Source organism: Pseudomonas marincola, assembly GCF_900682675.2.
Taxonomy (GTDB): domain Bacteria; phylum Pseudomonadota; class Gammaproteobacteria; order Pseudomonadales; family Pseudomonadaceae; genus Aquipseudomonas; species Aquipseudomonas marincola.
In genome coordinates, this window is the sequence record NZ_LR215729.2 from 2657616 (window position 1) to 2680910 (window position 23295).

Consider the following 23295-nt stretch of genomic DNA (forward strand, 5'->3'; position numbering starts at 1 on the left):
GAAGAAGACTGCACTTCCCGACAGAACGGGACTTGGACAAAGGCGTCCTCGCTAGGCAACTAGCGGGACGCCTTTTTTGTTTTCCGTGATTTTTATGCAGGAGATCGTCCGCATGAAAAAGCTAAAACTGGTTCTCATCGGTAACGGCATGGCCGGGATACGCACGCTGGAAGAGCTGCTGAAGCTCGCCCCGGACATGTACGAAATAACCGTATTTGGTGCCGAGCCGCACCCCAATTACAACCGCATTCTGCTGTCGCCGGTTTTAGCCGGCGAGCAAACCTTTGATGAGATCGTCCTCAACGACCTCAACTGGTACAGCGATAACGGCATCAATCTGCTGCTGGGCCGCAAAGTGGTCGAGATCAATCGCAAGCAGCGCCATGTCATCGCCAGCGATGGCACCGTGGCCGAATATGATCGTTTGCTGATTGCCACCGGCTCAACGCCGTTCATCCTGCCGGTGCCCGGCAGCAAACTCGAAGGCGTGATCGGCTACCGCGATATCGCCGACACCCAAGTGATGATGGAAACCGCCAAGACCCACAGCCATGCCGTTGTAATCGGTGGCGGCCTGCTGGGGTTGGAAGCTGCCAACGGCCTCAAGCTGCGCGGCATGGATGTAACCGTAGTGCATATCGGCGAATGGCTGATGGAACGCCAGCTCGACCGCAATGCTGGTGAGTTGCTGCAGCAATCGCTGAGCGAACGCGGCCTGAAATTCCTGCTGCCCAAGCACACCGCCGAATTGCTCGACAATGGTGACGGCCGCGTCTGCGCGGTTAAGTTTACCGATGGTGATGTGATCGCCGCAGATCTGGTGGTGATGGCGGCCGGGATTCGGCCGAACACCGAACTGGCGGAAAAATCCGGGATTGCCTGCAACCGCGGAATTTTGGTCAACGACACGCTGCAAACCTTCGATCCACGGGTTTACGCCATCGGCGAATGCGCCAGCCATCGCGGGATTGCCTATGGTCTGGTAGCGCCGCTGTTTGATCAGGCAAAAGTCTGCGCCAACCATTTAGCGCAACTCGGCTTCGCCCGCTATCAAGGCTCCGTCACCTCGACCAAACTCAAGGTAACCGGCATCGACTTGTTTTCGGCTGGCGAGTTCATGGGCGGCGAAGGCACCGAGACCATCACCCTGTCAGACCCGATCGGTGGCGTTTACAAGAAGCTGGTAATCAAGAACGATCAACTGATTGGCGCGTGCCTGTACGGCGACACGGCAGACGGCGGCTGGTACTTCCGCCAGATCCGCGAGCTGCAGAATATCAGCCAGACCCGTGATCACCTGATGTTTGGCGAAAACGCGATTGGCGATGTCGGCCACCAAGGCCAGGACAAAACCGCCAACATGCCCGATACCGCCGAGGTCTGCGGCTGCAACGGTGTATGCAAGGGCACCATCGTCAAGGCTATTCAGGAGAACGGCCTGTTCAGTGTCGATGACGTCAAGAAGCACACCAAGGCTGCCAGTTCGTGCGGCTCATGCGCCGGGCTGGTCGAACAGATCCTTATCAGCACCGTTGGCGGCGCGGCGGACGTAAAGCCCAAGAGCGAGAAAGCTATTTGCGGCTGCAGCGACAGCACCCATGGTCAGATCCGTCAGGCCATCCGTGAGCACCACCTCACCAGCATCGTGGCCGTACAACAGCACCTGAACTGGAGCACGCCCAATGGCTGTGCGACCTGCCGCCCCGCGCTCAACTATTACCTGATCTCAACCTGGCCGGGCGAGGCAATCGACGATGCACAGTCGCGCCTGATCAACGAGCGCGCTCACGCCAACATCCAGAAAGACGGCACCTATTCCGTTGTTCCGCGCATGTGGGGCGGTGTAACCAGCGCAGCCGAATTACGCCGCATCGCCGATGTGGCCGACAAATACCAGGTGCCGATGGTCAAGGTTACCGGCGGTCAACGCATCGACCTGCTGGGCATCAAGAAGGACGACCTGCCAAACGTCTGGAAAGAGTTGGATATGCCGTCCGGCCACGCTTACGGCAAATCCATCCGCACCGTGAAAACCTGTGTCGGCAGCGAGTTCTGTCGATTCGGCACGCAAAACTCCACGCAGATGGGCATCGATCTTGAGCATGACCTTTTCAACATGTGGTCACCGCACAAGGTCAAACTTGCTGTTTCGGGTTGCCCGCGCAACTGCGCCGAGGCCGGAATCAAGGATGTCGGGATTATCGGCGTCGACTCCGGCTGGGAGATGTATATCGGTGGTAACGGCGGGATCAAAACTGAAGTAGCCGAGTTCTTCGTCAAACTTAAAACAGCCGAGGAAGTGCGTGAATACAACGGCGCCTTTCTGCAGTTGTACCGCGAAGAAGCGTTTTATCTGGAGCGCACCGTGCACTTCCTGCAACGGGTCGGCATGGACTACATCAAACAAGCCGTTATTGAAGATACCGATAACCGCAAAGCGCTGAACGAGCGGCTGCAGTACTCGCTGTCGTTTGAACAAGACCCGTGGAAACAGCGAATAGAAACGCCGCAGCTGAAAAAAGAATTCCAACGTATTCCTGTAACCGTCGTTGAAGAGGTGCCGGTATGAGCTGGCTGGATATATGCGCCCTCGAAGAGATCAATCCACTGGGCTCGCGCATCGTGCTCGGCCCGAGCGGTGATATCGCCGTGTTCAGGACCGCTGATGATGAAGTCTTTGCCCTCGACGATCGCTGCCCGCATAAAGGCGGCCCGCTCTCTCAGGGCCTGATTTACGGCAAGCGCGTCGCCTGCCCGCTGCACAACTGGCAGATCGAACTGGAGTCTGGCGAGGCGTTAGCGCCAGACCAAGGCTGCGCGCACCGGCATGAGGCCAAAGTTGAAAACGGTCGCGTGCTATTGGCTCTGCGCAACTGAGCCGCAACGTTAAGCTTTTGGGAGATACGGCCATGGCCACGACAACTACCGCGTCTACCTGCTGTTATTGCGGTGTTGGCTGTGGCGTTCTGATCGAGCACGACGGCGACACAATAGTCGACGTTAGAGGCGATCCGGAACACCCTGCCAACTTTGGAAAACTCTGCAGCAAAGGCTCGACTTTGCACCTTACTGGCGACCTCGACGCACGCGGTTTGTATCCGGAGCTGCGCTTGGGCAAACAACTTGCGCGGGCGCGTACTTCATGGGATGAAGCGCTGGACCACGCCGCCAGTGTATTCGCCGAGACTATTCGCGAGCATGGCCCCGACAGTGTCGCCTTCTATGTATCGGGGCAACTACTAACCGAAGACTATTACGCGTTTAACAAGTTGGCGCGCGGTCTTATTGGCACTAACAACATCGACAGTAACTCTCGCCTGTGCATGTCTTCGGCAGTTGTCGGTTACAAGCGCAGCCTGGGAGCGGATGCACCGCCGTGCAACTATCAGGACATTGAACTGAGCGACTGCATCGTGATTGCCGGCAGCAACATGGCCTATGCGCATCCGGTGCTGTTCCGCCGACTGGAAGAAACCAAAGCGGCCAATCCTGACATGCGCGTTATTGTCATCGACCCACGGCGCACCGACACCTGTGATCTGGCCGATGTGCATGTGGCCATTCTTCCGGGCACTGACGTAGCACTGTTTCATGGCATCTTGCATATCCTGATGTGGGAAGGCTGGATTGATCGAAACTACATCGAACAACACACCGACGGTTTCGACGCATTAAAACAGTTGGCCCGCAACTACACGCCTGGCGTGGTTGCCGAGATCTGCGGCATCTCGCTGGAGCAGTTACAGCAGTGCGCGCAGCTGATTGGCAAAGCCGAAAACTTCTTGTCGTTGTGGTGCATGGGGCTTAATCAATCGAGTTCCGGCACCGCCAAGAACAGCGCTTTGATCAACCTGCACCTGGCGACTGGGCAAATTGGCAAGCCTGGCGCGGGGCCTTTTTCGCTGACCGGCCAACCCAATGCCATGGGCGGGCGTGAAACCGGCAGCCTGAGCAACCTTTTGCCCGGCCACCGCGAAGCGGCCAATGCAGATGATCGCCAAGCTGTTGCTGATTATTGGGGCGTCGAAAGCCTGCCCAGCTCGCCGGGCCTGAGCGCTATTGAGCTGTTTGAGCAAGTTAACGCCGGCAAGATCAAAGCCCTGTGGGTCGCCTGCACCAATCCCGCACAATCGTTACCAGACCAGCACAACGTGCAAAAAGCCTTGGCAAGTTGCCCGTTCGTGGTGGTGCAAGAGGCGTTCTTCACCACCGAAACCTGCGCCTTCGCTGACCTGTTGCTACCGGCAGCAAGCTGGGGCGAAAAGGCAGGCACAGTGACAAACTCGGAACGCCGTATCAGCCATGTGCGCCGCGCGGTATCTGCCCCAGGCGCTGCCCGCCCGGACTGGGCAATTACTACCGATTTCGCTCGGCGGCTGGAGCAGCACTTACGTCCCGGCATGCCCGGACTGTTCAATTTCGACCATGAAGAACAACTGTTCGAGCAATACAAACAGCTAACCGCTGGCCGTGATCTGGACATCAGCGGACTCACTTACAGTCTGCTCGATGAAATTGGCCCGCAGCAGTGGCCCTTCCCCGCTGGCGCGCAGCACGGTACCGCGCGGCTGTATAGCGACGGGAAATTCGCCACGGCCAACGGCCGGGCACAATTTATCAGCGAAGCTTACGCGGCGCCGAAAGAGAAGCGCGATGCTCGCCATTCACTCACGCTCAATACCGGACGCCTGCGCGATCACTGGCATGGAATGAGCCGCACCGGCAACGCGGCCCGGCTGTTCGGCCATGTTCAAACGGCTGCGTTGTCTGTGCATCCGGATGAATTACGCCGTCGCCGCCTGCAAGACGGTGACTTGGTAAGAGTAAGCAGTCGCCGCGGAAAACTGGTGGTTGCCGTGCAAGGCGATGACTCGGTCCGCAGCGGCCAGGCCTATTTGCCGATGCATTGGGGCGATCGGTTTCTCAAAGGGCTCGGCACCAATGCGCTGACATTGCCAGCCGTAGACCCGCTTTCCCGCCAGCCCGAACTGAAGCATTGCGCCATCAATATAGAAAAAGCTGATTTACCCTGGCAGTTATTTGCCTTGATCGAAGGCAACGTCCAACAGCGCTTTAGTCAGTTACGGCCGCTGTTCGAAGCATTCAGCTATGCAAACTTCGCCCTCACTGGCCGCGACCGTCCGGCCCTGATGATTTCAGCCGCGAACGAGCAAGCACCGAACAGCGAACTCCTGGCCAAGATCGACCAACTGCTGGCCGTTGATAATGGGCCGGTACTTGCCTATGACGATCCAGTACGGGCGGTCGGCAAAAGGGTGCGCATCGAACAAGGCCGCATCACCTCTATTCGCCTCGCCGGTGAAACGGCTGCACGCCATTGGCTTAAGGATTTATGGAACAAGGGCCAGGCCGACGAATCACTGCGGCGCTGGCTTCTGGCCCCGCTATCGGCAGCGCCTGGCACGGTATCAATCGAATCCTCCAAGACCCTGTGCAACTGCATGAATGTCAGCCTGCAGCAGGTCAATTCGGCCATCGCTGGCGGCGCCGATCTTGCGCAGCTGAAAACCCAGCTGGGCTGCGGCACAAGTTGCGGTTCGTGCATCCCGGAGATTAATCAGCTGCTGCGCAGCCATCACTGCGCACTCAGCGCTTAAGTACTTTTTAGCGACTTTGGAGTAGAACCCATGAAAGGCAAAGTCTGGTTAGTTGGCGCAGGCCCGGGTGATCCGGAGCTGCTGACCCTCAAGGCAGTGCGCGCACTGTCTATGGCAGATGTGGTACTGATTGATGATCTGGTCAATCCTGCCGTGCTTGAGCACTGCAAAAATGCACGCGTGTTGCCGGTTGGTAAACGCGGCGGTTGTCGTTCAACACCGCAGGCATTCATCCAACGGTTGATGCTGCGCTACGCGCGTCAAGGCAAATGCGTTGTCCGGCTTAAGGGTGGGGATCCGTGCATTTTTGGTCGGGGCAGCGAAGAGGCAGAGTGGCTTAAGGATCGCGCTATCGACGCCGAGATCGTCAACGGCATTACCGCCGGGCTCGCAGGCGCGACCAACTGTTCAATTCCACTGACACTGAGAGGTGTTGCACGTGGCGTCACGCTGGTAACCGCCCACACTCAGGATGACAGCAGCCTGAACTGGCAAGCATTGGCGCAGTCGGGCACAACGCTGGTGGTATACATGGGTGTGGCCAAACTAGATGAGGTTGCCAGCAGCTTGATCGCCGCCGGTATGCGCAGCGACATGCCGGTCGCCATGATTGAAAGCGCCTCATTGCCCGAACAACGGGAATGCCGTTCAAATCTGGCGCAGATGAGCCAGAGCGCCAAGGCATTCGAGTTGAAAAGCCCCGCGATCCTGGTAATTGGCGAAGTGGCGCAAACAGCCGTGGCGTCAATTGCAGCGCAGGCCTAATGCACTAAACAGCAAATTATGCGCATAAAAAAACCCGGCCGAAGCCGGGTTTTTTTACAAGCTTACAACCAATTACTTGGCTTCAGCTTCTACAGCAGCTTCTACGCGACGGTTTACAGCGCGGCCGTCAGCAGTAGAGTTGTCAGCAACTGGGCGGGACTCGCCGTAGCCAACAGCGTCAACACGCTCGCCACCTACACCGTACTGGTTAACCAGAACGTCACGAACTGCGGTAGCACGCTTCTCGGACAGGCTCTGGTTGTAAGCGTCAGTACCGACGGAGTCAGTGTGACCTTCAACAGTGGTGGTAGTTTGTGGGTACTGATTCATGAAATCAGCAAGGTTTTTGATGTCTGTGTAGCTTTCTTCTTTAACCTGAGACTTGTCGAAATCGAATTTAACGTCGAGTTCAACGCGAACGATTTCAGCAGGCTCTTCAACAACTGGAGCTGGTTCTGGCTCAACAACTGCTGCTGCAACTACTGGAGCTGCGCCGCCGAAGTTCAGACCGACACCAACACCGGCTTGCCATTCAGTGTCACCCTGGTCGATGTTGTACAGAGCATCAACGCCTGCACGTGCATAGAACATTTCGGTGAAGTAGTACTTGGCGCCAGCGCCAACGGTAGCCAGAGTGGAGCTGTTACGGCCACCAGCAACAGTGTTGCTGATGCTCTGGTGGGCGAAGCCGCCAGATACGTATGGACGCAGACCGGCGCCTGGCTCACCAAAGTGGTACAGGGCTTTAAGGTCAGTCTGGCTGCCTTTGATGTCCTTGTTACCCAGAGCGGAGTCGCCGTTCAGGCTGTGGTATTCGCCGTAAGCCAATGCCAACTCGACGTCCTTGGTCAGGAAGTAACCAATGGAACCGCCGTACTCACTGCCTTCGTCGTGTGCGTAGTTGCGTGACGAGTCGGTGAAGTATTCGTTAACAAAGCCTTCCACCTCGACTGCGCCTTGGCCTTGAGCCAGCACGCCCATGGAAGAAGCAGCGACAAGTGAGCCAACAGCTATGCCTAAGGTGTTTTTCAGTTTCATCCGTAAATCCCCATCTTGGTGATTGATTGAAATGCGTGAATCTATTCCACACAAATCTGCGACGAGCTTATCAGAACTCGTCATTACGCAAAAGAAAATTTGCAATCGCACTAACTTTCGGTAATACCTGCAAACTTCTCTCGTAATTTATCCAGCGCCCGCTTGTATCGCATTTTAGTAGCGCTCAAGCCCATGTGCATTATATCTGCGATCTCCTGAAACTCGAGCTCTGCGACAAAGCGTAGCACTAAAATTTCTCTGTCAATTGGATTTACATGCACTAACCATCGATCCAATCCAACAGGGTCTTCAACTTTCGGCGCCTTTTCATCTGACGCCTCTTCCAGCGGGTCCAAACTTAGAGCATCCATCAACCGACGTTTACGGCGCTCTTTGCGGTACTGGGTAATACATTCGTTGTAAGTGATGCTATAAAGCCATGTTTTGAATTTAGACTTCCCTTCGAAACTCTTCAAACCATATAAGACTTTTAGCATTACCTCCTGACAGACATCATCCGCATCACGTTCGTTCCCTAAATATCGCGAACACACGTTAAAAAGTGTTCGCTGATAACGACGCATCAGCTCTTCGTAGGCACGCGTTATGTGAAACAACTCACCGTGTGCACGCACAACCAGCTCTTCATCGGTGAGCTCGCGAGGATCGTAACGCTGTGACGTTTGTTGAGTATTATTCAAAGCGAGTTTAGCCAACTTCAGGGCAAAATCGAAAACAGCCAGACCTGACCAGGACCGGCTGATGGCTCAGGTTAGCAGGGATCTGCAGATTTAACGACTGCTTACCCGCTGATCTAGGAGTGTACGGTTGGCTATCGACACCAATTCACCATCGTCTGTCAGCAACAGGGTCTTCACCGTACCGATTTCCTCGATCACACCTTCAATGTCAGCGACCTGAACGCTCTGCCCCACTTGGTACAACTCACGCACATAAATACCCGCAAGGATCTGGCCGGCAATTTCACGGCTTCCCAAGCCCAAGGCCAGCGCGACTGCCAGCCCCACCGAAATCAGTACGATTGCAATGACGTTATTGAGCAAGTCGGTTTTGACTTCGAGCTGACCAATAGCCACGGAGATGCTGATGATAATGACCAGTCCCTGAGCGATACGGCCCAGACCACCGGCATAATCAAGCCCGACTCCATCGGCTGCGCCACGCACGATGCCACTGACCAGATGAGCAAGCAGCACGCCAACCACCAGCACCAATGCGGCGCCAAATACTTTGGGCAAGTACAAGGCCAAGACATCAAGGGTCGCGGAGACGCGCTCAAGCCCAAGCGACTCGGCCGCCGAGACCAGGAAAATCAACAACACGAACCAGTAGACGATGCGCCCGATCAGCGTTGAAACGGGCGCATGAATACCGGCCCGCGCAAGAATCTTGGTCAGGCCGGTGCCGGCCATGAGCCGATCGAGACCGAGTTTGCCGAGTAATTTTGACAACAAGGTGTCGAGCAACTTGGCAACCACAAAACCCAGCAGCACCAGAATAAGGGCAACAAACAGGTTGGGAATAAAGCCGGCAACCTTGGTCCAGAGAGCTGTCATTGCAGCCACCAGGCTTTGAGTCCAGGGATCGAGTTCCATTTCAGTCAGCCTTATTTGTCGTACGAGCGGTAGCCGAGCGCCGCGAAACCGGGGCGACATGAGCTGAACCGTTATTCAGGGCCATCATTACCGCGCCGACCCAATTGCCCATCAATGCGAAAAGATCTCCCGCACCGACCTGCCGGTTGGCTGTCTTGAGCACGCGATGAAGGCACGCGTCATCGTCACGACTGGACGAAGGCGTGTTCAACAAATCGCGGAGTGAATCTTCAAATGGGTCGCGCATCAATTACCTCATCAGGTGTGCATATCTAGATGCACGAATAACGTCACAAGTCACATCAGACCCATTTCAACCGGCGGAATAACCACCATTGGCCGACCGCCAGCACCGCCATAATCGAGCAGGCGATGGCAAATCCGTAGTGATTATCAGCCCACGGAATTCCGCCGACATTGATGCCGAGCAAGCCGGTGAGAAAACTCATCGGCAGAAAGACCCCGGTGATAATGCCAAACCGGTACATGATCCGGTTCATGCGAATGTCCATTTGCCGACTTTCGGCTTCGAGCAATAAGCTCAGGCGCTCACGATTGAGGTCGAGCTCTTCCAGATACCGGGTCAGGCGGTTGTGCAATTCATTCCAGTAATCACTGTCATCCTCGACAAACCAAGGCTGCTGATTACGTGCAAGTTGCGCAAATATTTCGCGTTGCGGGGCCAGAAAGCGGCGCAAGTTGGCGGCACGGCGACGCGCCTGCAGCAACAAGCCATGGTCCGGAGTGAAGGCCGGGTCGTTATCGAGCAGGTCTTCCTGCTCATCAACCTGTTCGGACAACTCGGTAACCAGCAACTCAACCTTGTCGGTCAGATAATCCGCCATTGCCAGCAGCAACTCGGACGAGGTTTTCGGCCCCTTCCCGGCGTGCAGGTCTGCAATCACACTTTCAGTGGCACGCAACGGCCGCAAACGCAAAGAGATGGCCCGGCGCGCATCCGCAAAAATACGCAGCGATACCATGTCCTCTGGCTCAGCGCCAGGGTTGAGATTCAATCCCCGCAGGAACAGCAGCAGCTCATTATCCGGCAATGTCAGCAGGCGCGGCCGGGTATTTTCCTCAAGCAGCAGGTCGCACGAAAACTGGCTGAGCCCGCTTTCATAGCGTAACCACTGCTGAGTATCCGGATGGCTTCGATCCCAGTGCAACCAGAGGCTTTCTTTCTCCTCCAATTGCAAACTGACCACCTGCTCCCATTCAAGCGGGCGACCGCCGCCCAAGCCATCGAGTAAATAGGCGTGAACAAGCCCCACGGTTGAGGCCTTATCCGCATTCATCCCTGAGCTCCCCCATCTGCTGGCAATGTTGTCTTAATTTTTATCTTACTCAGGCATCTGCAATGCGACAGGCGATACGATGATGCCGTTGTTATCTGCATAGACAAACTCACCCGGGCGGAACGTAACGCCGCCGAATGTCACTGTAACGTTGAGATCGCCGATGCCGCGCTTATCCGTTTTCATCGGATGGCTTGCCAGCGCCTGAATACCCAGATCGGTTTGTGCCAGTACATCAACATCCCGCACACAGCCGTAAATAACGATGCCTTCCCAACCATTTTTGGCAGCCTTTTCGGCCAGCATGTCGCCCAGCAACGCGCGGCGCAGGGAACCGCCACCGTCGACGACCATGACCTTGCCTTTGCCCGGCTGATCGACCTGCTCTTTGACAATGGAGTTGTCTTCAAAGCACTTGATAGTGACAATTTCACCGCCGAAGGAATCATGACCACCGAAGTTGCTGAACATCGGCTCTACGACCTGAACCTGTTCAGGGTAGGCGTCACACAAATCTGGAGTGATGTAATGCATAAGAATGCTCCTCTGGAAGATGGTTTGGAAAACGTGGCAGGCTTAGTCAGGTCGCCCGAATACGTCCGATTAGCAGCACAATGTAAAGTCAGGACACCCGGTAACGCAATCCGCCAGCGCCACCGGGTAACTTCAAGCCTGGCATTGCGTGATCCAGTTCCGTAGCAATGGCCAGACTTCCTGCTGCGCAGTCTTACTCACCAGCATCTCGATGTGCCCGTAATCCGTCGCGTAGCCATCAGCCTTGCTTAGCTGAATGAATTCACGAGCAGACGAGCCGAACTGCTCAAGCAACTTGCGGCACGCCCAAGGCGGATCCTGTTTGTCCCCCGCCCCCGCCACAGCTAATACCGGCAAACTGACGCTGCTCAGGCCCTGCCACCAATTGCGTTCAGCATCACCAAAACGACCGAACAAGCCATGCCAGCGCAACGCTTCAATCGCTAAACCAATTGGCTCGTCTTCCGGGCCGCGCTTTAGGCGTGATCCCGACAACACTTCAAAACGCTTGAGCACAAAGCGCCCAACCCACTGCACCGGTGGCACCTTGAGCAGCCAATAATTGCGACTGACTTGACTGCCGCACAAAGCAACCGAGGCGATTTGAGAAGGCTCCATGTAGCTCCCACCCAATGCTGCCGCCAGTGTCGTACCGCCCAACGAGTGACCGATCCAGTGTGCCGGACGGGCATTTTGCTCATAAATGAAGTCGCTGATTGCAGGCAAATCGTAACGCGCATAATCGCCAACGCAGTTGCTTTGATAACTCTGATTGCGAGGCGACAGGCCGTGACCGCGCATCTCAGCAATCCACACATCAAACCCTGCTCGCGCCAAATACGGTCCCAAGCCAATACATTTTGGGGAATACCAGAAGCGTCGGTTAGAAAAGCTGCCATGCAGCAGGACTACAGGTATACCGCTGGTGTTAGCAAAGCCTGCATTGCCCAGACGCGTCAGGGCAATCTCGACACTGCGATCCGGGCTGTTGCCAGGTTTTAACCGATAAACATCCTCACTAAGATCACCGCGATTTTCGGCGCTTACCAAGGCGACAGGAAACAGCTTGCTGCTACTTTGCATTTTCAACCTGACACAAAAAAGGGCGGAAGAACCCGCCCTTAATCAATTGTATTGAAGGGTTATCAGCCTTGCTGGCCTTCGGCAAGGAAGAACCATGTATCCAATACAGAGTCCGGGTTGAGCGAGACACTTTCGATGCCCTGCTCCATCAGCCAGCGTGCAAGATCAGGGTGATCAGATGGGCCCTGACCACAGATACCGATGTATTTGCCGGCTTTGTTACAGGCTTCAATCGCATTCGCCAGAAGCTTCTTGACCGCAGGATTACGCTCATCAAACAGATGGGCGATGATCCCGGAGTCACGGTCGAGGCCCAGCGTCAGCTGAGTCAAATCGTTCGAACCGATAGAGAAGCCATCGAAGAACTCGAGGAACTCTTCAGCCAGAATGGCGTTGGATGGCAATTCGCACATCATGATGATCTTCAGACCATCCTGACCACGGGCCAGACCGTTCTGCGCCAACAGATCAATAACCTGACTGGCTTCGCCCAAGGTACGTACGAACGGCACCATGATTTCGACGTTGGTCAAACCCATCTCGTTGCGTACTTTCTTCAGCGCACGGCATTCGAGTTCGAAGCAGTCGCGGAAGGCTTCGCTGATGTAACGCGAGGCGCCACGGAAACCCAGCATCGGGTTTTCTTCTTCCGGCTCGTACAACTTGCCGCCGATCAGGTTGGCGTATTCGTTGGACTTGAAGTCGGACAGGCGCACGATGACCTTTTTCGGCCAGAACGCTGCTGCCAGGGTACTGATACCCTCAACCAGCTTCTCGACGTAGAAGTTGACCGGATCGTCGTAACCGGCGATGCGCTTCTCTACGCTTTCCTTGATATCCGCTGGCAAACCGGCGAAATTCAACAAAGCCTTGGGGTGCACGCCAATCATGCGGTTGATGATGAACTCAAGACGCGCCAGACCTACACCTGCGTTAGGCAGCTGAGCGAAGTCGAAAGCACGGTCCGGGTTACCGACGTTCATCATTATCTTGAACGGCAGATCTGGCATCGCTTCAACCGAGTTCTTGCGGATGTCGAAGCCCAGCTCACCTTCAAAGATAAAGCCGGTGTCGCCCTCAGCACACGAAACGGTGACGCCCTGGCCATCCTTGAGCAGTTGAGTCGCGTTGCCACAACCCACTACAGCAGGAATACCCAGCTCACGTGCGATAATCGCTGCGTGACAGGTACGGCCACCACGGTTGGTAACGATCGCGCTTGCGCGCTTCATGATCGGCTCCCAATCCGGATCGGTCATGTCCGAAACAAGCACATCACCCGGCTGAACCTTGTCCATTTCAGCGATATCGTTGATGACACGCACCTTACCAGCGCCGATCTTCTGGCCAATTGCGCGGCCTTCAACCAGAACAGTACCGGTTTCTTTCAGCAGGTAGCGCTCCATCACTGTGGCGCTGGCACGGCTCTTAACGGTTTCAGGGCGAGCCTGAACGATGTACAGCTTGCCGTCATCACCATCTTTGGCCCACTCGATGTCCATCGGACGCTCGTAGTGCTTTTCAATGATCATGGCCTGCTTGGCCAGTTCGCTGACTTCTGCATCACTGAGGCAGAAACGCGCACGATCAGCGCGGTCCACATCAACAACCTTGACCGACTTGCCAGCTTTGGCTTCGTCACCGTAGATCATTTTGATGGCTTTGCTGCCGAGGTTACGGCGCAAGATCGCAGGGCGACCAGCCTCAAGGGTATTTTTGTGAACGTAGAATTCGTCAGGGTTTACAGCGCCCTGTACGACAGTCTCGCCGAGGCCGTAGGCGCCGGTAATAAACACGACGTCACGGAAACCGGATTCGGTATCAAGGGTAAACATGACACCAGCGGTGCCAGTTTCCGAGCGAACCATGCGCTGAACGCCGGCAGACAATGCGACCAATTTGTGGTCAAAGCCCTGGTGCACGCGGTAAGCAATAGCGCGGTCGTTAAACAGCGATGCAAACACTTCCTTGGCCGCACGGATTACGTTATCGACGCCACGGATATTGAGGAAGGTCTCTTGCTGACCGGCGAATGAGGCGTCCGGCAAGTCTTCAGCGGTTGCCGATGAGCGCACAGCAACAGCCATATTGCTGTTATCGCCAGCCATTTCAGCAAACGCTTTGCGGATTTCGCTGTCCAAACGCTCAGGGAACGGAGCTTCCATGACCCATTGGCGAATCATGGCGCCGGTTTTAACCAGCTCATTAACGTCATCAACGTCGAGCGCGTCGAGTGCCTCGTGAATTTTTGCGTTGAGGCCGCTCTGCTCAAGGAAGTCACGATACGCTTGCGCAGTAGTGGCGAAACCGCCAGGAACCGAAACACCGGCGCCGGCAAGATTGCTGATCATCTCGCCCAGGGAGGCGTTCTTGCCCCCTACGTGCTCAACATCGTGGACGCCGAGCTTATCGAGGGAAACTACGTACTCTACCAAGGTGATCTCTCCACTAAAGGTATTGGAAAAGCTCAGGAGCTGGGCAATCGCAGCAAAGGGAATATGCCTGATTGTGGCCGGGCCCTGGAAAATAAGTAACAATGCAGGCTGTTGGGCCTGCTTGAGCGAGGCCTATCATAGCCAAGAAATGTACTCAGCTTAAGGCCCATTGCGCAAATGAAACGAACCGCCTTCTTCATCTCCGATGGTACCGGCATTACAGCCGAAACGCTTGGCCAGAGTCTGTTGGCACAATTCGAGAACATCAGCTTCACTAAACTCACGCGCCCATACATCGACAGCGTGGAAAAGGCGCGCGCCATGGTACAACAAATCAACACGGCTGCCGAGCGGGATGGCACTCGGCCAATTATTTTCGACACCATTGTCAATCAGGATATTCGCGAAATCCTCGCTGAGTCCGAAGGTTTCATGATTGATATCTTCTCATCGTTCCTGTCACCGCTCGAACAGGAACTGTCTTCGCACTCCTCCTACTCAGTTGGTAAATCGCACTCCATTGGACACAACTCCAACTACATGGAGCGCATCGAGGCGGTCAACTTCGCCCTCGACAACGATGACGGTGCGCGCACGCACTACTATGACAAAGCGGACCTGATCCTGGTCGGTGTTTCACGTTGCGGCAAAACGCCTACGTGCCTGTACATGGCAATGCAGTATGGAATTCGCGCCGCCAACTATCCGTTGACTGAAGAAGACATGGAACGCCTGCAACTGCCTGTCTCGCTGAAAAAGTATAAAGAGAAGCTGTTTGGCCTGACCATCGACCCAGAGCGCCTGACCGCGATTCGCAACGAACGTAAGCCCAATAGCCGCTATGCCAGTTACGCCCAGTGCGAGTTCGAGGTGCGTGAGGTCGAGAACCTGTTCCGCCGCGAAAACATCAACTCCATCAACTCAACGCACTTCTCGGTTGAGGAAATCTCGGCAAAAATTCTTGTCGAGAAAGGCGTAGAACGTCGCTTTAAATAACGCGCCAGCGCCAGGCATAAAAAAACCACGACAGCCAAAGCTCGATCGTGGTTTTTTTTGCGCATCAACACATGCAGCTTATCTAGAGCCTTAAAGCTTCAGGTCGCGGTTTGAAGCCTTGATGAACTCACGTTTGAGGTCTTCATAAGTGTGCACGGCTGGAAATTGCGGGAATTCAGCAATTACGTTTTGCGGTGCATGGAACAGGATACCGGCATCCGCTTCGCCCAGCATGGTGGTGTCGTTATACGAGTCACCTGCCGCAATCACCCGATAATAGAGGCTCTTGAACGCCAGCACCGACTGGCGCTTCGGGTCCTTTTGACGCAACTGATAGCTGACGACCTGATCCTGCTCATTGGTGATCAACTTGTGGCAAAGCAGCGTCGGGAAACCGAGCTGGCGCATCAATGGCTGTGAGAACTCGTAGAAAGTGTCGGACAGAATGACTACCTGGAAACGCTCGCGCAGCCAATCAACAAACTCAACTGCACCCTCGAGTGGCTTGAGGGTGGCGATCACTTCCTGAATATCGGAAAGTTTCAGCCCGTGCTCGTCCAGAATACGCAGTCGCTGCTGCATCAACACGTCGTAATCGGGAATATCCCGAGTGGTCGCTTTAAGCGATTCGATACCAGTTTTCTCGGCGAACGCGATCCAGATTTCAGGAACGAGGACACCTTCGAGGTCGAGACAAGCGATTTCCACAGGATGCTCCAGGATTGTTTTTAGTCGAGGCGGCACTCTAGCGATTTGGCAAACGCCATGCAACGCGTGCTTATACGCAAATGTAGCAATAGACATGGCTGAAGGTTATTTAGACGCATAACAGGATTTTGTTACCATCCCCCGCACAAGGTGCCAGACACCACGATAACTAAGGATACAGCCTGATGAACCACCCCTTCGATGTCGCCGAAGCGGCTGCCTCATACGCCAGCAAATCTGCACAAGACATCCTCAAACTGGCCTTCGAGCATTTTGGCGATGATCTCTGGGTTTCGTTCAGCGGTGCAGAAGATGTCGTCCTCGTCGACATGGCCTGGAAACTTAATAAGAACGTCAAAGTGTTCAGTCTGGATACCGGACGCCTGCACCCTGAAACCTACCGGTTTATCGATCAGGTACGTAACCATTACGGGATACAGATCGAGATACTTTCACCGGATGCAGAAACACTGCAGGCAATGGTCAAAGAAAAGGGTCTGTTCAGTTTTTATCAGGACGGCCATTCACAATGCTGCGGCATCCGCAAAACAGCCCCGCTGCGCAAAAAACTTTCGCAAGTACGCGCCTGGGCAACAGGCCAGCGTCGTGACCAGAGCCCTGGCACCCGTAGCCAGGTAGCCGCTGTCGAGATTGATGGCGCGTTTGGCACCGAAGAGAAGCCGCTCTACAAGTTCAATCCGCTGGCACAAATGACCAGCGAAGAGATTTGGGCGTATATCCGCATGCTCGAACTGCCTTACAACGCGCTGCATGAACGTGGCTTTATCAGCATTGGTTGTGAACCATGCACCCGCCCTGTTCTGCCCAACCAGCACGAACGCGAAGGTCGCTGGTGGTGGGAAGAAGCAACCCAAAAAGAATGCGGCCTGCACGCTGGTAACTTGATCGCCAAGAACTGACAGCTCACACGCCTTTTCGAAAGCGCTTATGCATGACTGCATAGGCGCTTTTTTATGACCGGCTTTTTATAGATGCAACCTGTACTGGATAACAACGCCGTGGACTGCGCTGTTTAGCACCGCGAAGCGGGGCTAAACAGCCTGCGATAGCGGTGGTGCCGCTTTGCTGCCTGCTGCGTACAGCTTCCGAACACCCGGGCATTTTCCAGCGCACAAAGTAAAACCCCAGACCGTTTACACGATCTGGGGTTTTGGTATAGGCGCTTGACGATGACCTACTCTCACATGGGGAAACCCCACACTACCATCGGCGATGAATCGTTTCACTTCTGAGTTCGGGATGGGATCAGGTGGTTCCAATTCTCTATGGTCGTCAAGCAATTTGTTGAAGCCTCGTCAGGGACGCTGCTTCGAATCGGGTATGTGATGCTTTGTAGTTTCGCAAACTTTCGGTGTTTCTACTTCCAGAGACACACAAACATCAAATTGTTTGGGTGTTATATGGTCAAGCCTCACGGGCAATTAGTATGGGTTAGCTCAACGCCTCACAGCGCTTACACACCCCACCTATCAACGTCGTAGTCTTCGACGGCCCTTTAGGGAACTCAAGGTTCCAGTGAGATCTCATCTTAAGGCAAGTTTCCCGCTTAGATGCTTTCAGCGGTTATCTTTTCCGAACATAGCTACCCGGCAATGCCACTGGCGTGACAACCGGAACACCAGAGGTTCGTCCACTCCGGTCCTCTCGTACTAGGAGCAGCCCCTCTCAAATCTCAAACGTCCACGGCAGATAGGGACCGAACTGTCTCACGACGTTCTAAACCCAGCTCGCGTACCACTTTAAATGGCGAACAGCCATACCCTTGGGACCGGCTTCAGCCCCAGGATGTGATGAGCCGACATCGAGGTGCCAAACACCGCCGTCGATATGAACTCTTGGGCGGTATCAGCCTGTTATCCCCGGAGTACCTTTTATCCGTTGAGCGATGGCCCTTCCATACAGAACCACCGGATCACTAAGACTCTACTTTCGTACCTGCTCGACGTGTCTGTCTCGCAGTCAAGCGCGCTTTTGCCTTTATACTCTACGACCGATTTCCGACCGGTCTGAGCGCACCTTCGTACTCCTCCGTTACTCTTTAGGAGGAGACCGCCCCAGTCAAACTACCCACCATACACTGTCCTCGATCCGGATGACGGACCAGAGTTAGAACCTCAAGGTTACCAGGGTGGTATTTCAAGGATGGCTCCACGCGAACTGGCGTCCACGCTTCAAAGCCTCCCACCTATCCTACACAAGTAAACTCAAAGTCCAGTGCAAAGCTATAGTAAAGGTTCACGGGGTCTTTCCGTCTAGCCGCGGATACACTGCATCTTCACAGCGATTTCAATTTCACTGAGTCTCGGGTGGAGACAGCGCCGCCATCGTTACGCCATTCGTGCAGGTCGGAACTTACCCGACAAGGAATTTCGCTACCTTAGGACCGTTATAGTTACGGCCGCCGTTTACCGGGGCTTCGATCAAGAGCTTCTGCGTTAGCTAACCCCATCAATTAACCTTCCGGCACCGGGCAGGCGTCACACCCTATACGTCCACTTTCGTGTTTGCAGAGTGCTGTGTTTTAATAAACAGTCGCAGCGGCCTGGTATCTTCGACCGGCATGTGCTTACGGGGTAAACCCTTCACACTCACCGGCGCACCTTCTCCCGAAGTTACGGTGCCATTTTGCCTAGTTCCTTCACCCGAGTTCTCTCAAGCGCCTTGGTATTCTCTACCTAACCACCTGTGTCGGTTTGGGGTACGGTTCCTAATTACCTGAAGCTTAGAAGCTTTTCCTGGAAGCATGGCATCAACCACTTCGTCGTCTAAAAGACAACTCGTCATCAGTTCTCGGCCTTAAGATCCCGGATTTACCTAAGATCTCAGCCTACTACCTTAAACACGGACAACCAACGCCGTGCTGGCCTAGCCTTCTCCGTCCCTCCATCGCAGTAATTAGAAGTACGGGAATATTAACCCGTTTCCCATCGATTACGCATTTCTGCCTCACCTTAGGGGCCGACTCACCCTGCGTCGATTAACGTTGCGCAGGAAACCTTGGTCTTTCGGCGTGCGAGTTTTTCACTCGCATTGTCGTTACTCATGTCAGCATTCGCACTTCTGATACCTCCAGCAAGCTTCTCAACTCACCTTCACAGGCTTACAGAACGCTCCTCTACCGCTCATCCAAAGGATGAACCCGTAGCTTCGGTGTATGGTTTGAGCCCCGTTACATCTTCCGCGCAGGCCGACTCGACTAGTGAGCTATTACGCTTTCTTTAAAGGGTGGCTGCTTCTAAGCCAACCTCCTAGCTGTCTGAGCCTTCCCACATCGTTTCCCACTTAACCATAACTTTGGGACCTTAGCTGACGGTCTGGGTTGTTTCCCTTTTCACGACGGACGTTAGCACCCGCCGTGTGTCTCCCGTGCTGACACTTGCTGGTATTCGGAGTTTGCATCGGTTTGGTAAGTCGGGATGACCCCCTAGCCGAAACAGTGCTCTACCCCAGCAGTGATACACGAGGCGCTACCTAAATAGCTTTCGAGGAGAACCAGCTATCTCCGAGCTTGATTAGCCTTTCACTCCGATCCACAGGTCATCCGCTAACTTTTCAACGGTAGTCGGTTCGGTCCTCCAGTCAGTGTTACCTAACCTTCAACCTGCCCATGGATAGATCGCCCGGTTTCGGGTCTATTCCCAGCGACTAAACGCCCTATTAAGACTCGCTTTCGCTACGCCTCCCCTATTCGGTTAAGCTTGCCACTGAAAATAAGTCGCTGACCCATTATACAAAAGGTACGCAGTCACAGAAGAAAGTCTGCTCCCACTGCTTGTACGCATACGGTTTCAGGATCTATTTCACTCCCCTCTCCGGGGTTCTTTTCGCCTTTCCCTCACGGTACTAGTTCACTATCGGTCAGTCAGTAGTATTTAGCCTTGGAGGATGGTCCCCCCATATTCAGACAAAGTTTCTCGTGCTCCGTCCTACTCGATTTCACTTCTAAGATCCTTTCGCGTACAGGGCTATCACCCACTATGGCCGCACTTTCCAGAGCGTTCCGCTAAAATCAAAGAAGCTTAAGGGCTAGTCCCCGTTCGCTCGCCACTACTAAGGGAATCTCGGTTGATTTCTATTCCTCAGGGTACTTAGATGTTTCAGTTCCCCTGGTTCGCCTCTTACACCTATGTATTCAGTGCAAGATACCTAACTTATGCTAGGTGGGTTCCCCCATTCAGACATCTCCGGATCAAAGGTTATTTGCCACCTCCCCGAAGCTTTTCGCAGGCTATCACGTCTTTCATCGCCTCTGACTGCCAAGGCATCCACCGTATGCGCTTCTTCACTTGACCATATAACCCCAAGCAATCTGGTTATTGTCTCTAACGTGAAGTAGACATTCGCCGAAAATTTGCAATTGAGAACTACAAATTTTACCTTGACCAAATTAATTACCAGTGAAAGTAATCAATTAGTCACTTCTATCACATACCCAAATTTTTAAAGAACGATTTTTTCTAGTCAAAGACCAGAAATCAACATTCAGCTACTTAATGTAGGAATGCTCATTTCTGAACACTAACGAGACGCGGATCAAGCAATTACATAATGGTGGAGCCAAGCGGGATCGAACCGCTGACCTCCTGCGTGCAAGGCAGGCGCTCTCCCAGCTGAGCTATGGCCCCATGATACGGATTTTATTCAGAACAAGGCACTTAGTTGCGCCGTGTAGTACAACTACACAAGTAACCAAGTAACGCTGTGCTGGATAAAATTGGTGGGTCTGGGCAGATTCGAACTGCCGACCTCACCCTTATCAGGGGTGCGCTCTAACCAACTGAGCTACAGACCCAGAATCTGGGTTGCTGCAAGCCGACCTCACCCTGCTCTTTACCTACAAAGCATGGGGCGCGCTCTAACCAACTGAGCACTCATCGACATGAGGCTTTTCACCTAATCGTCTTCTTCAATGAATCAAGCAATTCGTGTGGGAGCTTATAAGGAAGCTGATGTCGTCGATTAAGGAGGTGATCCAGCCGCAGGTTCCCCTACGGCTACCTTGTTACGACTTCACCCCAGTCATGAATCACACCGTGGTAACCGTCCCCCTTGCGGTTAGACTAGCTACTTCTGGTGCAACCCACTCCCATGGTGTGACGGGCGGTGTGTACAAGGCCCGGGAACGTATTCACCGTGACATTCTGATTCACGATTACTAGCGATTCCGACTTCACGCAGTCGAGTTGCAGACTGCGATCCGGACTACGATCGGTTTTATGGGATTAGCTCCACCTCGCGGCTTGGCAACCCTTTGTACCGACCATTGTAGCACGTGTGTAGCCCTGGCCGTAAGGGCCATGATGACTTGACGTCATCCCCACCTTCCTCCGGTTTGTCACCGGCAGTCTCCTTAGAGTTCCCACCATAACGTGCTGGTAACTAAGGACAAGGGTTGCGCTCGTTACGGGACTTAACCCAACATCTCACGACACGAGCTGACGACAGCCATGCAGCACCTGTGTCTGAGTTCCCGAAGGCACCAATCCATCTCTGGAAAGTTCTCAGCATGTCAAGGCCAGGTAAGGTTCTTCGCGTTGCTTCGAATTAAACCACATGCTCCACCGCTTGTGCGGGCCCCCGTCAATTCATTTGAGTTTTAACCTTGCGGCCGTACTCCCCAGGCGGTCAACTTAATGCGTTAGCTGCGCCACTAAATTCTCAAGGAATCCAACGGCTAGTTGACATCGTTTACGGCGTGGACTACCAGGGTATCTAATCCTGTTTGCTCCCCACGCTTTCGCACCTCAGCGTCAGTATCAGTCCAGGTGGTCGCCTTCGCCACTGGTGTTCCTTCCTATATCTACGCATTTCACCGCTACACAGGAAATTCCACCACCCTCTACTGTACTCTAGCTTGCCAGTTTTGGATGCAGTTCCCAGGTTGAGCCCGGGGCTTTCACATCCAACTTAACAAACCGCCTACGCGCGCTTTACGCCCAGTAATTCCGATTAACGCTTGCACCCTCTGTATTACCGCGGCTGCTGGCACAGAGTTAGCCGGTGCTTATTCTGTCGGTAACGTCAAAACAGCAAAGTATTAATTTACTGCCCTTCCTCCCAACTTAAAGTGCTTTACAATCCGAAGACCTTCTTCACACACGCGGCATGGCTGGATCAGGCTTTCGCCCATTGTCCAATATTCCCCACTGCTGCCTCCCGTAGGAGTCTGGACCGTGTCTCAGTTCCAGTGTGACTGATCATCCTCTCAGACCAGTTACGGATCGTCGCCTTGGTGAGCCATTACCTCACCAACTAGCTAATCCGACCTAGGCTCATCTAATAGCGTGAGGCCCGAAGGTCCCCCACTTTCTCCCGTAGGACGTATGCGGTATTAGCGTTCGTTTCCGAACGTTATCCCCCACTACTAGGCAGATTCCTAGGCATTACTCACCCGTCCGCCGCTCGTCAGCAAAGTAGCAAGCTACTCTCTGTTACCGCTCGACTTGCATGTGTTAGGCCTGCCGCCAGCGTTCAATCTGAGCCATGATCAAACTCTTCAGTTCAATACTGCAATTAGGTTTTGAGAAAACCTTATAAACTTGGCTCAGCAATCGCAAAACTTACAAATTAATGTAAGGTAACTCTCGAATTAACGAGTGTTGCTTTGTGATGCTGATAATCTGTTGACTATCAGTCTTACCTCACAAGCACCCACACGAATTGCTTGATTCAGTTGTTAAAGAGCGGTTGGTTAAGTCTTTCGTCTCAACCGAGGCGCGCATTCTACAGCAGCCTCATGTTCTGTCAAGCTGTTTTTCGAAGAATTTCTTCAATCTACTCAACCACTTGCGCCTCCGATCAAACCAGCTTCTCGTCAGCGGGAGGCGCATTCTACAGCGTTCAAACTCGCTGTCAACACCTCGTTTTCTACCGCTTTCGATCACCGCGGCGATCCCTCCGAAAGGCTTTCAAACCACCCTTCAGAGCCCGGCGCATTCTACACAGCTTTCGCTGTTATGCAACCCCTCTTTTTAATCTAACTTCTTGTTTTTAAAGAAGTTTTCCGAGAGGTCGACGCCGGAAGAGGTGGGCATTATAGGCACCTCAGTTTTGCCGTCAACTGCTAATTTCAGTTTTATGTCCAAGCGGTTGAATTTAAACCTGCTGTCATTAGATGACGCTCTGCAAACACTGGACTACGCTTACAGGACAATTGAGCAGTCGGTTGCTATAACTGTTTAAG

15 protein-coding genes, 2 tRNA genes and 3 rRNA genes are annotated in these 23295 nt (G+C 54.0%); 6 read left to right on the plus strand and 14 right to left on the minus strand.

Annotation, left to right across the window (positions count from 1 at the left end; genetic code table 11):
- The first annotated feature begins 112 nt into the window (after nt 1-112).
- From nirB to cobA, 4 genes are read left to right on the plus strand one after another with little or no spacing between them, the layout of a single operon-like run.
- Nucleotides 113-2569 carry a nitrite reductase large subunit NirB gene (gene nirB, locus PMYSY11_RS12290; protein ID WP_150549343.1) on the plus strand — a complete coding sequence of 819 codons (2457 nt, stop codon included), beginning with the start codon at nt 113-115 and terminating at the stop codon, nt 2567-2569.
- A complete protein-coding gene (gene nirD / locus PMYSY11_RS12295; protein WP_150549344.1) occupies nt 2566-2877 on the plus strand; it encodes a nitrite reductase small subunit NirD in 312 nt (103 codons plus the stop codon). The genes nirB and nirD overlap by 4 nt, the downstream gene beginning before the upstream one ends.
- Nucleotides 2878-2909: 32 nt before the next feature.
- On the plus strand, nt 2910-5618 hold the full coding sequence (locus tag PMYSY11_RS12300) for a nitrate reductase (protein WP_150549345.1): 2709 nt from the start codon (nt 2910-2912) through the stop codon (nt 5616-5618).
- A gap of 30 nt (nt 5619-5648) precedes the next feature.
- Complete coding sequence (gene cobA, locus PMYSY11_RS12305; protein WP_150549346.1) at nt 5649-6383, plus strand: uroporphyrinogen-III C-methyltransferase; 735 nt, start codon at nt 5649-5651, stop codon at nt 6381-6383.
- Nucleotides 6384-6455: 72 nt separating this feature from the next.
- Here cobA and PMYSY11_RS12310 read toward each other — a convergent pair whose 3' ends face one another.
- From PMYSY11_RS12310 to ppsA, 8 genes are all read right to left on the minus strand, one after another.
- Nucleotides 6456-7421, minus strand: coding sequence for an OmpA family protein (locus PMYSY11_RS12310; RefSeq protein WP_150549347.1), 966 nt, complete (start codon nt 7419-7421; stop codon nt 6456-6458).
- Between the two features lie 110 nt (nt 7422-7531).
- Entirely contained in the window at nt 7532-8122 is a 591-nt protein-coding gene (gene sigX, locus PMYSY11_RS12315; protein ID WP_069900372.1) for an RNA polymerase sigma factor SigX, read from the minus strand.
- Nucleotides 8123-8212: 90 nt separating this feature from the next.
- A complete protein-coding gene (locus PMYSY11_RS12320) occupies nt 8213-9037 on the minus strand; it encodes a mechanosensitive ion channel family protein (protein ID WP_150549348.1) in 825 nt (274 codons plus the stop codon).
- Between the two features lies 1 nt (nt 9038).
- Complete coding sequence (locus PMYSY11_RS12325) at nt 9039-9284, minus strand: CrfX protein (RefSeq protein ID WP_069900131.1); 246 nt, start codon at nt 9282-9284, stop codon at nt 9039-9041.
- 55 nt (nt 9285-9339) lie between these two features.
- Nucleotides 9340-10335: a CorA family divalent cation transporter gene (locus PMYSY11_RS12330; protein WP_090512246.1), complete on the minus strand. Its 996-nt coding sequence runs from the start codon at nt 10333-10335 to the stop codon at nt 9340-9342.
- A gap of 45 nt (nt 10336-10380) precedes the next feature.
- Entirely contained in the window at nt 10381-10869 is a 489-nt protein-coding gene (rraA, locus tag PMYSY11_RS12335; RefSeq protein ID WP_069900129.1) for a ribonuclease E activity regulator RraA, read from the minus strand.
- Between the two features lie 132 nt (nt 10870-11001).
- Complete coding sequence (locus PMYSY11_RS12340; RefSeq protein ID WP_150549349.1) at nt 11002-11952, minus strand: alpha/beta fold hydrolase; 951 nt, start codon at nt 11950-11952, stop codon at nt 11002-11004.
- A gap of 62 nt (nt 11953-12014) precedes the next feature.
- On the minus strand, nt 12015-14387 hold the full coding sequence (ppsA, locus tag PMYSY11_RS12345) for a phosphoenolpyruvate synthase (RefSeq protein ID WP_150549350.1): 2373 nt from the start codon (nt 14385-14387) through the stop codon (nt 12015-12017).
- A gap of 177 nt (nt 14388-14564) precedes the next feature.
- On the opposite strand from ppsA, the gene ppsR reads away from it, so the two are divergent.
- A complete protein-coding gene (gene ppsR, locus PMYSY11_RS12350; protein ID WP_150549351.1) occupies nt 14565-15383 on the plus strand; it encodes a posphoenolpyruvate synthetase regulatory kinase/phosphorylase PpsR in 819 nt (272 codons plus the stop codon).
- Nucleotides 15384-15473: 90 nt separating this feature from the next.
- On the opposite strand, the gene thrH is transcribed toward ppsR, so the two are convergent.
- Nucleotides 15474-16091: a bifunctional phosphoserine phosphatase/homoserine phosphotransferase ThrH gene (gene thrH / locus PMYSY11_RS12355; RefSeq protein ID WP_090512255.1), complete on the minus strand. Its 618-nt coding sequence runs from the start codon at nt 16089-16091 to the stop codon at nt 15474-15476.
- A gap of 185 nt (nt 16092-16276) precedes the next feature.
- Between thrH and PMYSY11_RS12360 the strand changes: the two genes are divergently transcribed.
- Entirely contained in the window at nt 16277-17011 is a 735-nt protein-coding gene (locus PMYSY11_RS12360) for a phosphoadenylyl-sulfate reductase (RefSeq protein WP_069900124.1), read from the plus strand.
- Between the two features lie 262 nt (nt 17012-17273).
- Here PMYSY11_RS12360 and rrf read toward each other — a convergent pair.
- The 5 genes from rrf to PMYSY11_RS12385 all read right to left on the minus strand — a co-directional run bounded on the left by rrf (nt 17274) and on the right by PMYSY11_RS12385 (nt 22615).
- Nucleotides 17274-17389: ribosomal RNA gene (gene rrf, locus PMYSY11_RS12365) — 5S ribosomal RNA — on the minus strand.
- Between the two features lie 123 nt (nt 17390-17512).
- Nucleotides 17513-20404: ribosomal RNA gene (locus tag PMYSY11_RS12370) — 23S ribosomal RNA — on the minus strand.
- A 257-nt stretch (nt 20405-20661) separates the two neighbouring features.
- Nucleotides 20662-20737, minus strand: a tRNA-Ala gene (locus PMYSY11_RS12375).
- Between the two features lie 90 nt (nt 20738-20827).
- A tRNA-Ile gene (locus PMYSY11_RS12380) sits at nt 20828-20904 on the minus strand.
- A gap of 168 nt (nt 20905-21072) precedes the next feature.
- Nucleotides 21073-22615: ribosomal RNA gene (locus PMYSY11_RS12385) — 16S ribosomal RNA — on the minus strand.
- The 16S, 23S and 5S rRNA genes sit together here with 2 tRNA genes alongside, the layout of an rRNA operon.
- Nucleotides 22616-23295 lie beyond the last annotated feature (680 nt).

Excerpts from the sequence above, each read along its gene's own strand:
- nirB (WP_150549343.1), top strand. The coding sequence starts at position 113 with ATGAAAAAGCTAAAACTGGTTCTCATCGGTAACGGCATGGCCGGGATA.
- nirD (WP_150549344.1), top strand. The coding sequence starts at position 2,566 with ATGAGCTGGCTGGATATATGCGCCCTCGAAGAGATCAATCCACTGGGC.
- PMYSY11_RS12300 (WP_150549345.1), top strand. The coding sequence starts at position 2,910 with ATGGCCACGACAACTACCGCGTCTACCTGCTGTTATTGCGGTGTTGGC.
- cobA (WP_150549346.1), top strand. The coding sequence starts at position 5,649 with ATGAAAGGCAAAGTCTGGTTAGTTGGCGCAGGCCCGGGTGATCCGGAG.
- PMYSY11_RS12310 (WP_150549347.1), bottom strand. The coding sequence starts at position 7,421 with ATGAAACTGAAAAACACCTTAGGCATAGCTGTTGGCTCACTTGTCGCT.
- PMYSY11_RS12320 (WP_150549348.1), bottom strand. The coding sequence starts at position 9,037 with ATGGAACTCGATCCCTGGACTCAAAGCCTGGTGGCTGCAATGACAGCT.
- PMYSY11_RS12325 (WP_069900131.1), bottom strand. The coding sequence starts at position 9,284 with ATGCGCGACCCATTTGAAGATTCACTCCGCGATTTGTTGAACACGCCT.
- PMYSY11_RS12330 (WP_090512246.1), bottom strand. The coding sequence starts at position 10,335 with ATGAATGCGGATAAGGCCTCAACCGTGGGGCTTGTTCACGCCTATTTA.
- rraA (WP_069900129.1), bottom strand. The coding sequence starts at position 10,869 with ATGCATTACATCACTCCAGATTTGTGTGACGCCTACCCTGAACAGGTT.
- PMYSY11_RS12340 (WP_150549349.1), bottom strand. The coding sequence starts at position 11,952 with ATGCAAAGTAGCAGCAAGCTGTTTCCTGTCGCCTTGGTAAGCGCCGAA.
- ppsR (WP_150549351.1), top strand. The coding sequence starts at position 14,565 with ATGAAACGAACCGCCTTCTTCATCTCCGATGGTACCGGCATTACAGCC.
- PMYSY11_RS12360 (WP_069900124.1), top strand. The coding sequence starts at position 16,277 with ATGAACCACCCCTTCGATGTCGCCGAAGCGGCTGCCTCATACGCCAGC.